At 47.5% G+C, this 13,636-nt stretch carries 14 protein-coding genes and 1 rRNA gene; 9 read left to right on the top strand and 6 right to left on the bottom strand.

All coding sequences use genetic code 11. The features are described from left to right. Nucleotides 1-24: 24 nt before the first annotated feature. The 3 genes from rsmB to def form a co-directional block, all read right to left on the bottom strand. Nucleotides 25-1,308 (bottom strand): 16S rRNA (cytosine(967)-C(5))-methyltransferase RsmB, encoded by a 1,284-nt coding sequence (gene rsmB / locus N646_RS10680; RefSeq protein ID WP_017821576.1) that lies wholly within the window; start codon nt 1,306-1,308, stop codon nt 25-27. A gap of 80 nt (nt 1,309-1,388) precedes the next feature. After that, nucleotides 1,389-2,336 (bottom strand): methionyl-tRNA formyltransferase, encoded by a 948-nt coding sequence (gene fmt / locus N646_RS10675; RefSeq protein ID WP_017821577.1) that lies wholly within the window; start codon nt 2,334-2,336, stop codon nt 1,389-1,391. Between the two features lie 33 nt (nt 2,337-2,369). Continuing rightward, complete coding sequence (gene def / locus N646_RS10670; RefSeq protein WP_005379068.1) at nt 2,370-2,888, bottom strand: peptide deformylase; 519 nt, start codon at nt 2,886-2,888, stop codon at nt 2,370-2,372. Nucleotides 2,889-3,026: 138 nt separating this feature from the next. On the opposite strand from def, the gene N646_RS10665 reads away from it, so the two are divergent. The 4 genes from N646_RS10665 (at nt 3,027) to N646_RS10650 (ending at nt 6,342) form a co-directional block, all read left to right on the top strand. Beyond that, nucleotides 3,027-4,121, top strand: coding sequence for a LysM peptidoglycan-binding domain-containing protein (locus tag N646_RS10665; protein WP_017821578.1), 1,095 nt, complete (start codon nt 3,027-3,029; stop codon nt 4,119-4,121). Next, nucleotides 4,105-5,214: a DNA-processing protein DprA gene (gene dprA / locus N646_RS10660; protein ID WP_017821579.1), complete on the top strand. Its 1,110-nt coding sequence runs from the start codon at nt 4,105-4,107 to the stop codon at nt 5,212-5,214. The genes N646_RS10665 and dprA overlap by 17 nt, the downstream gene beginning before the upstream one ends. 2 nt (nt 5,215-5,216) lie before the next feature. Next, nucleotides 5,217-5,696: a DUF494 family protein gene (locus N646_RS10655; protein ID WP_005379074.1), complete on the top strand. Its 480-nt coding sequence runs from the start codon at nt 5,217-5,219 to the stop codon at nt 5,694-5,696. 76 nt (nt 5,697-5,772) lie between these two features. Then, nucleotides 5,773-6,342: a DNA topoisomerase family protein gene (locus N646_RS10650; protein WP_017821580.1), complete on the top strand. Its 570-nt coding sequence runs from the start codon at nt 5,773-5,775 to the stop codon at nt 6,340-6,342. Nucleotides 6,343-6,408: 66 nt separating this feature from the next. Here N646_RS10650 and N646_RS10645 read toward each other — a convergent pair whose 3' ends face one another. Together N646_RS10645 and purE are read right to left on the bottom strand one after the other, a co-directional pair. Beyond that, entirely contained in the window at nt 6,409-7,542 is a 1,134-nt protein-coding gene (locus N646_RS10645; protein ID WP_017821581.1) for a 5-(carboxyamino)imidazole ribonucleotide synthase, read from the bottom strand. A 4-nt stretch (nt 7,543-7,546) separates the two neighbouring features. Then, complete coding sequence (gene purE / locus N646_RS10640; RefSeq protein WP_017821582.1) at nt 7,547-8,032, bottom strand: 5-(carboxyamino)imidazole ribonucleotide mutase; 486 nt, start codon at nt 8,030-8,032, stop codon at nt 7,547-7,549. Between the two features lie 199 nt (nt 8,033-8,231). On the opposite strand from purE, the gene N646_RS10635 reads away from it, so the two are divergent. The 4 genes from N646_RS10635 (at nt 8,232) to N646_RS10620 (ending at nt 10,956) form a co-directional block, all read left to right on the top strand. After that, nucleotides 8,232-8,789: an L-threonylcarbamoyladenylate synthase gene (locus N646_RS10635; RefSeq protein ID WP_005379084.1), complete on the top strand. Its 558-nt coding sequence runs from the start codon at nt 8,232-8,234 to the stop codon at nt 8,787-8,789. A gap of 47 nt (nt 8,790-8,836) precedes the next feature. Further along, nucleotides 8,837-9,754: an oxygen-dependent coproporphyrinogen oxidase gene (gene hemF / locus N646_RS10630; RefSeq protein ID WP_017821583.1), complete on the top strand. Its 918-nt coding sequence runs from the start codon at nt 8,837-8,839 to the stop codon at nt 9,752-9,754. 101 nt (nt 9,755-9,855) lie between these two features. Further along, nucleotides 9,856-10,689, top strand: coding sequence for a shikimate dehydrogenase (gene aroE, locus N646_RS10625; RefSeq protein ID WP_017821584.1), 834 nt, complete (start codon nt 9,856-9,858; stop codon nt 10,687-10,689). A gap of 3 nt (nt 10,690-10,692) precedes the next feature. After that, nucleotides 10,693-10,956, top strand: a complete 264-nt coding sequence (locus N646_RS10620; protein WP_005379090.1) for a DUF1488 family protein — start codon at nt 10,693-10,695, stop codon at nt 10,954-10,956. Between the two features lie 7 nt (nt 10,957-10,963). Here N646_RS10620 and N646_RS10615 read toward each other — a convergent pair whose 3' ends face one another. After that, nucleotides 10,964-11,512 (bottom strand): gamma carbonic anhydrase family protein, encoded by a 549-nt coding sequence (locus tag N646_RS10615; protein WP_005379096.1) that lies wholly within the window; start codon nt 11,510-11,512, stop codon nt 10,964-10,966. Nucleotides 11,513-12,035: 523 nt separating this feature from the next. Here N646_RS10615 and N646_RS10610 point away from each other — a divergent pair. Further along, nucleotides 12,036-13,588 (top strand): 16S ribosomal RNA (locus N646_RS10610). The last annotated feature ends 48 nt before the right edge of the window (nt 13,589-13,636 follow it).

Here is a 13,636-nt window from a genome sequence, read left to right as displayed (position 1 = left end):
TCAATCGCCCTATTTAGCATGCTGTTACGCGTGTGTTTTAGTTAGTACTGCGTAGTAGAAACCATCCATATCTTCTTCGCCTGGTAGAATTTGACGACCAGGCTGGTCGGGATCAGAATCCAGCAGTTGCGCATCCGCGGTACGTGCTAAAAACGCTTTTACTTGCTCCACGTTTTCTTGCGGTGTGATTGAACAAGTCGCGTAAACCATGGTGCCGCCGGGCTTCAGTTGCGTCCACATGGCATCAAAAATTTCACTTTGCAGCTCTGCTAATGCGGTGATGTCGTCTGCACGACGTAGCCATTTGATGTCTGGGTGACGACGAATCACGCCAGTCGCAGAACATGGGGCATCCAGCAAAATGCGATCAAATTGCTCGCCTTGCCACCATTCTTGTGGATTACGCGCATCACCGCAAACCACTTTTGCCTGAAGGTTGAGACGCTTCAGGTTTTCATGCACACGTTTCAAGCGTGTGTCGTCGCAGTCAATCGCGACCACTTCACTGCCTGACGTGCGCTCTAGAATGTGCGCCGTCTTGCCACCTGGCGCTGCACAGCAATCTAAAATCAGTTCGCCGTCTTGTGGTTTTAGATAGTTGATCGAGAGCTGCGCCGCCGCATCTTGGACCGAAACCCAACCTTTTTCAAAACCAGGTAGCTTCATCACGTCACATGGTGCGGCCAATTTTATGGCGTCCATTGCTTCTGTGTGTGGCGTGCTATCAATGTTTTCATTTTTGAGCAGCGCAAGGTATTCATCACGAGTGTGGTGTTGATGGTTCACACGCAGCCACATTGGTGCTTTTTGGTTGTTCGCTTCAACAATGCTTTCCCATTGCTGTGGGTAGGCCTCTTGCAGCAGTTTTAGTAACCAGCTTGGGTGACCGTACTTGCCAGCGTTGTTGCTGACGGCCATTTGGTCGAGTTCTTCTTGGTTGCGCTGGTAGTTACGCAATACCGCGTTAATCAAACCACGCAGACGAGGACCTTTCAGCTCTTTAGTGCCTTCAACCGTTTCACCGACAGCTGCGTGCGCAGGAATGCGCATGAAGCTCAGTTGGTAAATACCAACCAGAATTAGGTGATGGAATACACGTTGTTTGCCTTTTAGCGGCTTATCCATCAATTGGTTTGCGATCATTTCTAGGCGAGGTAGGTAACGTAGCGCACCGTAACAGATCTCTTGTAACAGAGCGTGGTCACGAGGTCGTACCGTTTGTTGAGCCGCTGGAAGAGCGCTTGAAAGTGAGTGGCCCTTGTCGACGACAAGATACAGGACGTTAGCAGCCGCAGCGCGAACATTCATGATGAGTACCTTAAAGTAAAGGAGGGCATCTCTGCCCTCTAAAAGTTCGTATAATCGGGGATAATAACCCCTAGTATGGCTTAAACCAGCAGAGTGCCAACTTCAAACCAAGCCGCACGCGAATTCAGAATATCCTGAACTGACATGGCTTTTTTGCCAGGAACTTGCAGTTGCTCTAGCACCAGTACGCCGTTGCCTGTCGCAACATAAATACCGGTTTTATCTGCTTGCACGATGGTGCCGGCTGGCTTGTCACTGGTTTGCTCTGCCACACGGCTTTGCCATACTTTGATGCTGTTTTCTGCCGCCTCAAAGTGGCTCATTGGCCATGGGTTAAATGCGCGAACGCAGCGCTCAATGTGCGCCGCATCGTCGTTCCAGTTGATGCGTGCTTCTTCTTTGCTGAGTTTTTTCGCATAGTTCGCGAGCTCATCGTCTTGCTTCACTAGCACTGCTTTACCCGCAGCAATGTCTGCTAGGCAGTCAATCAGAGCTTCTGGACCAAGCTCAGCCAATTTTTCGTACATTGAAGCGCTGGTATCTGTCGCTTCGATTGGCAGAGTTGCAATCTTCAGCATATCACCAGTGTCGAGACCGATATCCATCTGCATGATGGTCACGCCAGTTTCTGCATCGCCCGCCCAAATAGAGCGTTGGATTGGAGCCGCACCACGCCAACGAGGTAGGATAGAACCATGTACGTTGATACAACCCAGTTTAGGGGTATCAAGAACCGCTTGTGGCAGCAGCATACCGTACGCCACGACAACCATGAGGTCGGCGTTCAGATCGGCAAGTTCTTGTTTCGCTTCGTCGGACTTAAAGCTTTCAGGTTGGTAAACCGGGATATTGTGTTCTAGCGCCAGTTGTTTTACCGGTGGCGCAGCCAATTTTTTGCCACGACCCGCTGGACGATCTGGGTTTGTGTAAACCGCGATGACTTCATGCTCCGAAGACAACAACGCCGCCAAGTGACGGGCGGCGAAATCCGGAGTACCTGCAAAGACAATTCGTAAAGACTGACTCAAGGTAGACTTCCTTCTAATTGGTATGGTTCGAGATTAAGCGTTTTGCTGCTTCTCGTTAAAGCGTTTGATTTTTGCTAGCTTGTCCTGAATGCGTTTGCGTTTCAGTGGTGATAGGTAATCCACGAATAGCTTACCTTGTAGGTGATCAAGCTCGTGTTGAACACAAATCGCTAGCAGGTCGTCGGCTTCAAAGGTGAACTCTTTGCCATCACGATCCAGTGCTTTAACGGTAACTTCTGCAGCGCGAGGCACAAGTGCGCGCGCACCTGGTACCGACAGACAGCCTTCTTCGATGCCATCTTCGCCACGCTTTTCCAGAATCTCAGGGTTGATTAGCACCATCGGCTCATCGCGAGTTTCTGAAATATCAATCACTACGATACGTTTGTGGATATCAACCTGCGTTGCAGCAAGGCCAATACCTTCTTCGTCGTACATGGTTTCAATCATGTCATCGACGATTTTTTGAATCTCAGGTGTCACCGCTTCAACAGGCTTTGCGACTGTGCGCAGGCGATCATCCGGGAATGTTAATACTTGTAATACAGACATATTCACTCGAAATATTGAACTGTGCCGAAACAGCACAAACCTTGTTGGCTCAATTCTAGACATTTTATAGCCTAAATGACAGCATCCTTGCACCAATTTCCATTCTGGTTCCTGCTTAATAGACCAAGGACGAGGGTCATGAATCGAATTTTCCGCAACGTTGCCAGTGTTACGTTGCCGTTACTTTTCTCTTTCAACGCTGTAGCAAATGTGGATGCGAACCCACTGACTGTTAAAGATGATGCGCCACAAACATATGTAGTTGTGAAGGGCGATACGCTATGGGATATTTCGGCCATGTACTTAGATAGCCCGTGGTTGTGGCCTCGTTTATGGCAAGTAAACCCGGAAATCGATAACCCTCATTTAATTTATCCCGGTGACAAGCTGTCTTTGGTGTGGATTAACGGTCAGCCCGTGTTGAGCCTAAAACCGGTTAAGAAGCTGAGCCCGAAAGCTCGCATCACAGAAAAGAAAGCCGTACCAACGGTCGCGGAAGGTTTGGTGATGCCTTACCTTAAATCGGATCGGTTGCTAGATAAAGATTCGTTGAACAGAGCAGCAAAAGTGATGGGTAGCAGCAAAGGCAGTAAGTATCTGACTGCAGAAGATGTGCTGTATATCAATGGCAATCAGACCGCGACAGGTTGGGCTATTTACCGACCAGTAGCTACCTTTTCGCGTGACGATGTGTCCGAAGAGATTACCGCGCTGCGTTTGATTGCCAAAGGCGAGCTCGTTGAAGCTTCGAGTGATTATTCAGGTTTGAAGCTTACATCGCAAATGCAAGAAATCCTACGTAACGATATCGCGTTGCCAAATCAATCGGTTGAGAATACTGACTTCACGACTACGTTCTATCCGCTGCCGTCGCCACAAGGCAGTTCTGCAAAGTTGCTAGGTAATATCGAAGGTATTCGCTTTAGTTCAACTAACCAAGTCGTGGTGATTGATAAAGGCACGTCAGACAATCTGAAGCAAGGCAGTGTGTTTGATTTAAAAGAAGACGCGCACCCAGTTTACAAAGACGGCGATGAGTTCAAGAAAGAGTTTGGCGTGCTTGATAAGAAAATCACTTTGCCTCAAAGCAAAGTTGGTGAGTTGCTGGTCATTCGTCCTTATGAGTACTTTAGCTTGGCACTGATCACTAACAGTACGAAACCCATTAACCAAGATATTTCGGTGGTGTCACCGTTGGCGGACGAATTAACCATCGATGAATCGACGAAATAACGATGATCTCGCTGCCTGGTTAAAACTGAGTTGTTTACCAGGCATTGGCGGCGTCAAAATGAATAAGCTACTGGCAAGAGACACGCCACGTAACATCGTAAACTTCTCTCCTGAACAGCTACAACAACTTGGGTTAACAACTAAGCAAATTCAAGCTTGGGCTTCAACAGATAAAGAAGTCGATGCTTGTTTAAGCTGGCTTGAGGCTTCTACAAATCATCATATCCTGACACTGACTGACCCGCGTTATCCACCTCAACTCAAACAAATCGTTGCACCGCCACCTCTACTTTTTGTTCAAGGAAACCCTACTTGTCTCTCTCAGCCACAAATCGCGATGGTTGGCAGTCGAAATGCGAGTATTGATGGATTACAGCATGCACGTCAGTTTGCTGCAGAGTTTGTTCAGCACGATTTTATTGTCACCAGTGGTCTCGCTTTAGGCATTGATGGTCATGCGCATGATGGTGCGTTGCAAGCGGGTGGTAAGACGATTGCGGTGCTAGGATCTGGTTTAGCAAATATTTATCCAGCACGTCATCGTAGTTTAGCGCAACGTGTTATTGAACACGGGGCTTTGGTGTCTGAGTTTCGGCCTAATGCCAAGCCGCGCCCAGAAAACTTCCCGCGTCGTAATCGTATTATTAGTGGATTATCGCTTGGTGTACTGGTCGTCGAGGCGGCGAAAAAGAGCGGCTCGTTAATTACAGCTCGTTACGCGCTTGAGCAAGGTCGAGAAGTATTTGCGCTGCCAGCGTCAATCAATGCCCCCAATGCCTGCGGTGGAAACCAGTTGATACGTCATGGCGCTTGCCTCGTAGAAAAGACGAAAGATGTCTTAGATGAAATACAGTCCTTGCTTGATTGGTCTATTAATCAGAGTACCGATTTATTTTCTACGTTAAATGATGAAGAAGAATTGCCATTTCCTCAGCTGTTAGCTAACGTAGGAAGTGAAGCTACACCGGTTGATATTCTTGCAAACAGGACCAATATACCTGTCCAAGAAGTCATGATGCAGCTCTTAGAGTTAGAACTCTCTGGGCATGTCGTTGCGGTTTCAGGTGGCTATATTCGAAAGGGGAGGGGCTAGCTATGATGATGGATATACTGATGTATCTATTCGAAACCTACATCCATAGCGATGCAGAGTTACAGGTCGAACAAGACGAGTTGGAAGAAGAATTGCTCCGTGCAGGCTTCCAACAAAAAGATATCTACAAAGCCCTTGTCTGGTTAGAAGAGCTTGCCGCATTGCAGCAAAGTGACACCTCTTCTGCAATCTCGACTTGCATGGCTTCGTCATCAACTCGTATCTACACAGCGAAAGAGATGCAGCGTTTAGATTTGGAATGCCGAGGATTTCTATTGTTTCTCGAGCAAATCAATGTGTTAACCACAGAAACTCGCGAAATGGTGATTGACCGAGTGATGGGATTAGAAACGAGTGAGTTTGAGCTTGAAGACCTCAAATGGATCATTCTGATGGTGCTGTTTAATGTGCCTGGCAACGAAAACGCTTACACGCTAATGGAAGAGCTGTTGTACACCAAGGAACAAGGGATTCTTCACTAACCATCTGGGCAAGTTCGAGTTTAGCCAGAATAAACGCGAGCTTGTCTTTTTGTGTGTTTTTCACGAAACGGTAAGTATGAGTAGTAAAATCGACAACACCCTTTTCTCTGCCCATGAACACGCTTTGGAGCACGAGCCGTGTCCAAAATGTGGTGGTGAGCTGACTCTCAAGCACGGAAAACATGGCCCATTTCTCGGCTGTAACCATTACCCAAGCTGTGATTACATTAAACCGCTACACAGCAATGATGGTCACATCGTGAAAGAGTTGGGTGTGCCTTGTCCTGAGTGTGGCAATGAGTTGGTTCTCCGCCAAGGGCGCTACGGTATGTTCGTTGGTTGTAGCCATTACCCGGCTTGTCATCATATTGAGTCGATTAATCAACCAGAGCCAGAGGCGCAGTCACAAGAGCAACACGCTTGCCCTGAATGTGGCAAAGGACATTTGGTTGAGCGTAAAACCCGATTTGGCAAAACATTCTACGCGTGTGATAACTACCCTAAATGCAAATTTGCTGTGAACCTTGCTCCGGTCAAGGGGCGATGCGAAGAATGTGGTTTTACTTTGTTGGTGGAGAAGAAACTCGCCAGTGGTGTGAAATTGCAATGTGCCAACCGTAAGTGCCAGCACACCCAACAAGGGTAAATACATCAAAGGAATTAAAAAGGGTCGCATCGTGCGACCCTTTTTTTATTTTTTTGCTGCCAAACGTTAGTGTTGAGGCTGTTTAGCGAACGCTTGCACGGCTGGGAAAGCTATTGGGTCTAAGATGTCTGCCAGAGCGCACAACCTACGGTGCAATTCTCCTGGGTAGTCGCCACACACGTTGATGTGTCCCATCTTGCGACCTGCACGTTTCTCTTTGCCATACCAATGAAGGTGGCAACCATCCATTAATAACAATGCTTCTGGTAGTGTGTCTTCACCAAGAATATTAATCATTGAGGTTTCACGAACCAATTTCGTACTGCCTAATGGTAAGCCGCACACTGCGCGCAGATGGTTTTCAAACTGACACGTTTCTGCACCTTGCTGTGTCCAGTGACCAGAGTTGTGCACGCGTGGAGCAATCTCATTCACTAAAAGTGCCCCATCGACATCAAAGAACTCAAGCGCTAATACGCCAACGTAATCTAGGCTATCTGCGACTGCCGTGAACATTTGCTTTGCTTGTTCCTGTAACCTTGGCGCATCAATCGCAGTAGAAAGACTCAATACACCGTTGGTGTGGACGTTCTCTGCCAGAGGATACACTTCCACACTGCCATCTTTGCTTCGAGCACCAACCAGTGATACTTCGCGGTTAAAAGGAACAAACTCTTCAGCAACAATCGCTTGAGTTGGTGTTGCCGCGATGCACTCTGCCATCTCAGTCCAAATGTCGTCGACTTGAGAAGCTTCTTTTAAGCGCCATTGGCCTTTACCATCGTAACCACCTAATGCACTTTTCAGAACCATTGGCATACCAACGTGTTCAATTGCGCGCTCAAAGTCTTCACGAGTTTCAATGACGTAGTATTTCGCGTTGCGCACGCCAGCATCATCAAGCAGTGCCTTTTCAATACGGCGATCACCACCTGCTTTGATGGCTTGCGTACTTGGTAGGAACTTGCCGCTCGCTTCGCAAACCTTGAGCACGTCATGTGGAATATGCTCGAACTCGGCAGTAATCACATCAACTTGCGTAATCGCATTTTCCAAACCATGGCCAAGTACCTGTTGAGTTAAAGGGTGAACGACATCACCGTTGGTGACATCGTAAGCTGAAATTTGAATATTCAGTGGCGCACCAGCCAGAGACATCATACGAGCCAACTGACCCGCACCAAGAACCAGTACATGCATCTGATTAATCCTCTGCAGGGTTTGGATTTGCGAGAACTGTTTCCGTTTGCTCATTACGGAATGCTTCTACCTTCGCCATGATGTTTTCATCATGAGTGCCTAGGATTTGCGCTGCTAGGATACCGGCGTTTGCTGCGCCCGCTTCGCCAATCGCCAATGTACCAACCGCAATTCCCTTTGGCATCTGTACAATAGAAAGCAGTGAATCCATACCTTTCAGTGCACGAGACTGAACGGGAACCCCAAGCACTGGCAAACTAGTAAACGCCGCCGCCATACCTGGTAGGTGGGCTGCACCACCTGCGCCTGCGATGATAACTTTGATGCCGCGTTCTTTTGCGCCACTAGCGTAGTCAGACAGTAATTGAGGAGTTCGGTGTGCTGACACGACTTTTGTTTCGTAAGGCACGCCAAATTGGTCTAGCATGTCCGCTGCTAGTTTCATGGTTGGCCAATCGGATTTAGAACCCATGATGATACCGACTTTCATCTCAAACTCCTTTAAGCTGCAAAAATTAGGTGAGCTATAAATTTGTGCGCATTATACGGGGATTTTTATCTCAAGCAAACGTTTGCGTCTTGTTGTTGGCGCTATTGATACATTTTATAAAAAAATTGCTTTAGTGTCTGAGAATGAATATTTGTACACTTAGTGAAAACAACACAGTCAAACAAATAGGAAGTAATCGGTGGATAACTTTGAACAAGTGCTCAACGCACTCAAGCAAGGCGAAGTGATTGCCTATCCAACAGAAGGGGTTTTTGGTGTCGGATGTGATCCAGATAACCCAGAAGCAATTCAAAAGCTATTAGAGCTCAAGCAGCGTCCGGTAGAAAAAGGGCTGATTCTAATCGCGGCAAGTTATGATCAGCTCTTGCCTTATATTGATGAATCTCAGTTGACTGAAGAACAATTACAGACTGTTCATGCCACTTGGCCAGGCCCATACACTTGGATCATGCCAGCGAGCGATAAAGTATCCAACTGGGTTTCAGGGCAGTTTGATTCAATTGCGGTTCGTGTGACTGATCATCCTTTGGTGCAAAAAATGTGTAATGCATTCGGAAAGCCGTTAACCTCTACCAGCGCGAATCTTTCCGGCTTACCACCGTGTATGACCACGGAAGAAGTCGAAGAGCAGTTGGGTGATAAGCTGGTCGCCATTCTTCGTGGCGAGACCAGCGGTCGTGATAAACCCAGCGAGATTCGTGACGCCAAAACTTCACAAATATTAAGACAGGGTTAACCCTGCTAGCCAGCCATCATTAGGTTTCACGTAATAGGTAATAACGTATGTCAGCGATCGATAAGCACGCCGTAAAGCAGTTCTTGATGTCACTTCAGGACTCCATTTGTCAGCAGTTAGAACAAGAAGATGGAAAGGCCGTCTTTGTCGAAGATGCATGGCAACGTGAAAAAGGAGAGCGTCTGGGGGGCGGTGGTCGCTCACGTGTTTTGCGTGATGGCCTTGTTTTCGAGCAGGGAGGCGTGAACTTCTCGCATGTGGAAGGGAAAGAAATGCCAGCATCTGCGACAGCGCATCGCCCAGAGCTAGCGGGTCGTCGTTTTGAAGCGATGGGTGTTTCTTTGGTTATTCACCCTAAAAACCCTTACGTACCGACTTCACACGCCAATGTCCGCTTCTTTATTGCAGAAAAAGATGGCGAAGACCCAATTTGGTGGTTTGGTGGTGGTTTTGACCTAACGCCGTTCTATCCATTTGAAGAAGATTGCCAATCATGGCACGACACTGCAAAACTGCTTTGTGCGCCATTTGGTGACGATGTTTACCAAGAGCATAAAGCATGGTGTGACAAATACTTCTTCCTACCACATCGTAATGAAACTCGCGGTGTTGGCGGTTTGTTCTTTGATGATCTAAACCAGTGGGAATTTGATAAGTGTTTTGCTTACATCAAAGCAGTGGGTGAAGGCTATTGCCAGGCTTACTTGCCGATCGTTTCTCGTCGTAAAGAGATCAAGTATGGTGAGCGTGAGCGTGAATTCCAACTATATCGTCGCGGCCGTTACGTAGAGTTCAACTTAGTGTATGACCGTGGCACCTTATTTGGTTTACAAAGTGGTGGGCGTACTGAGTCGATTCTGATGTCAATGCCGCCGCTCGCTCGCTGGGAGTACTGCTACGAGCCAGAAGCGGGATCGCCAGAAGCTGAACTTTACGAGCGATACCTAACGCCCCGAGAGTGGTAAGCACGGAATCTCCTTTTCTATATAGATAGATAGTGATAGGGTCATCTGTAATCAGGTGGCCCTGTTTTCTCTATATCTAAGTAAGGAACAAAGGTAAGGAAATGACCCAGCAAATCGATCGCTATGCCGTGTTTGGTAATCCTATCGGACACAGTAAGTCGCCATTCATTCACACCTTGTTTGCTCGTCAAACTAATCAATCTTTGGTGTATACCGCAGAAAGTGCACCTGTTGATGGTTTTATTGACGCGGCGAAGGTGTTTTTTGCTGAAGGTGGCAAGGGGTGCAACATCACTATGCCATTTAAAGAAGATGCTTATCAATTTGCTAGTCGATTGACAGAACGGGCTCAGTTAGCAGGCGCGGTAAATACCCTCAAGAAGTTAGACGATGGTGAAATCATCGGTGACAACACTGATGGTGCAGGTTTAGTGCAAGATCTGCTTCAGCATCAGGTTGTATTGGAAGGTGCGCGAATCCTAATTATTGGTGCTGGTGGTGCAGCTCGTGGTGTTATTAAGCCACTACTCGATCAAAAGCCGACCTCTTTAACCATTACCAACCGTACCTTTAGTAAAGCACAAGAGCTCGCAGAGCTGTTTGTCTCTCACGGTCCTATCCTCGCCAAAGAGATGGCAAGTATTGATGAAGAGTATGATGTCATCATTAACTCCACATCCGCTTCTCTTAGTGGTGAACTGCCGACTATTTCATCCTCCATCTTTGCCGCTAACAGTACAAGCTATGACATGATTTATGGCAAAGGGGTGACGAGCTTTAACTTATGGGCAAAAGAGAATGGTGCCGCTCATGCGTATGACGGTCTTGGAATGTTAGTTGGGCAGGCTGCGGAAAGCTTTATGCTCTGGCGTGGCTTACGTCCTGGTGCCAAACAAATTCTCAGAGAACTAAGAAAGAATCTTGAAGGTCAATAAGCGATGAATCAATCCATCTTATTCCCAGATATTCAATCATGGGATGAAGTATCACAATCGGTAAACTTTTCGGCGCAACAATCAGGCGCACTAATAGAGTGCTTTGTGACGAAACAAAAGTTAGAAAAGCTCAGTGGTTCACTGATTGAAACTGAGCAAGCGGCAATTAAAGTGTTTACTGATTACAGATTCGACCTAGAAGAAATGGCTGAAGAGCTAATAGAAGATGAAGCCTTCAACGAAGAAGGCCATATCATCATCGGTTAACAGGGTTTTAGTTCAAGTCTTTTACTTCATTTAAGTAGTCGTTTTTGTTCTGCACATAGTTGTTGGCAGACTTTTGCAAGAAAGCTCGTTCTTTTTCTGATAGAGGGCGAGCTTGTTTTACTGGGCTTCCAACATATAAGTAGCCACTTTCTAATACTTTCCCAGGTGGCACTAAACTGCCTGCTCCGATCATCACCTCTGACTCAATTACAACAGCATCTAAAACAATAGCTCCCATACCAACCAAAACACGATCGTGGATCTCACAACCGTGCAGCATCACTTTGTGGCCAATCGTAACGTCATTACCAATAATCAATGGGTAGCCGTTTGGGTTTTCGGCGTTCTTATGGGTGACATGCAAAACACTGCCATCTTGAATATTCGTTCGATCACCAATGTGAATGTGGTTTACATCGCCTCGCGCTGCTACCAATGGCCAAATGCTAGAATCATCGCCAATTCGGATATCACCGACTAAAACAGAGGTTGGGTCAACGTAAACACGCTCACCAAGTTCAGGCTTTATACCTTTGTAGCTTCTCATTGAGCTCATCTTTTTTCCTTATTCAGGGCGATTACAGGGTGTATGGAGGTAGAATAGTAGTGAAAACTCGCCTTTTAGAATAAAAAACACCCAAACGATAAAAAAATCAAAAAAAACGAGAAAAAGGGCTTGCCAATGTGATCGCAATCTCTATAATGCCACCTCGCTGACACGGCAACGCTTCGAAGCTTAAGTTTCGAAAGTAAGAAGCCAAGTTAGCAAGCCAAGTTAGCCAAGCGGAAACGCTTGAAGAAAGTTTGAAAAAAGTGATTGACACTAAACTTTAACTCGCTAAAATGGCCGTCCTGTTTTGAGCAAAGCTCAACAGGAAAGCTCTTTAACAATATAGACCTATCAATCTGTGTGGGCACTCGTTGATGATAATCCAAATAGTTTCTTCGGAAACAATTTAGGTTTCAATGAAACGAAGTGACCATTGAATCTTCGGATTCAGCACAGTCAATTCAAACATTACTTCTGCTATTTATTAGCGAAAGGAATGTTCAGTATTCATTGAGCCGAACAAAATCTTAAATTGAAGAGTTTGATCATGGCTCAGATTGAACGCTGGCGGCAGGCCTAACACATGCAAGTCGAGCGGAAACGAGTTATCTGAACCTTCGGGGGACGATAACGGCGTCGAGCGGCGGACGGGTGAGTAATGCCTAGGAAATTGCCCTGATGTGGGGGATAACCATTGGAAACGATGGCTAATACCGCATGATGCCTACGGGCCAAAGAGGGGGACCTTCGGGCCTCTCGCGTCAGGATATGCCTAGGTGGGATTAGCTAGTTGGTGAGGTAAGGGCTCACCAAGGCGACGATCCCTAGCTGGTCTGAGAGGATGATCAGCCACACTGGAACTGAGACACGGTCCAGACTCCTACGGGAGGCAGCAGTGGGGAATATTGCACAATGGGCGCAAGCCTGATGCAGCCATGCCGCGTGTGTGAAGAAGGCCTTCGGGTTGTAAAGCACTTTCAGTCGTGAGGAAGGTGGTAGTGTTAATAGCACTATCATTTGACGTTAGCGACAGAAGAAGCACCGGCTAACTCCGTGCCAGCAGCCGCGGTAATACGGAGGGTGCGAGCGTTAATCGGAATTACTGGGCGTAAAGCGCATGCAGGTGGTTTGTTAAGTCAGATGTGAAAGCCCGGGGCTCAACCTCGGAATAGCATTTGAAACTGGCAGACTAGAGTACTGTAGAGGGGGGTAGAATTTCAGGTGTAGCGGTGAAATGCGTAGAGATCTGAAGGAATACCGGTGGCGAAGGCGGCCCCCTGGACAGATACTGACACTCAGATGCGAAAGCGTGGGGAGCAAACAGGATTAGATACCCTGGTAGTCCACGCCGTAAACGATGTCTACTTGGAGGTTGTGGCCTTGAGCCGTGGCTTTCGGAGCTAACGCGTTAAGTAGACCGCCTGGGGAGTACGGTCGCAAGATTAAAACTCAAATGAATTGACGGGGGCCCGCACAAGCGGTGGAGCATGTGGTTTAATTCGATGCAACGCGAAGAACCTTACCTACTCTTGACATCCAGAGAACTTTCCAGAGATGGATTGGTGCCTTCGGGAACTCTGAGACAGGTGCTGCATGGCTGTCGTCAGCTCGTGTTGTGAAATGTTGGGTTAAGTCCCGCAACGAGCGCAACCCTTATCCTTGTTTGCCAGCGAGTAATGTCGGGAACTCCAGGGAGACTGCCGGTGATAAACCGGAGGAAGGTGGGGACGACGTCAAGTCATCATGGCCCTTACGAGTAGGGCTACACACGTGCTACAATGGCGCATACAGAGGGCGGCCAACTTGCGAAAGTGAGCGAATCCCAAAAAGTGCGTCGTAGTCCGGATTGGAGTCTGCAACTCGACTCCATGAAGTCGGAATCGCTAGTAATCGTGGATCAGAATGCCACGGTGAATACGTTCCCGGGCCTTGTACACACCGCCCGTCACACCATGGGAGTGGGCTGCAAAAGAAGTAGGTAGTTTAACCTTCGGGGGGACGCTTACCACTTTGTGGTTCATGACTGGGGTGAAGTCGTAACAAGGTAGCGCTAGGGGAACCTGGCGCTGGATCACCTCCTTAAACGATGATTATTGCGATGAGTGTTCACACAGATTGATACGGTTTATA

Source organism: Vibrio alginolyticus NBRC 15630 = ATCC 17749, from assembly GCF_000354175.2.
Classification (GTDB): domain Bacteria; phylum Pseudomonadota; class Gammaproteobacteria; order Enterobacterales; family Vibrionaceae; genus Vibrio; species Vibrio alginolyticus.
Note: the sequence above shows the minus strand (reverse complement) of the source record. Positions and strands in the feature narration are given on the sequence as shown.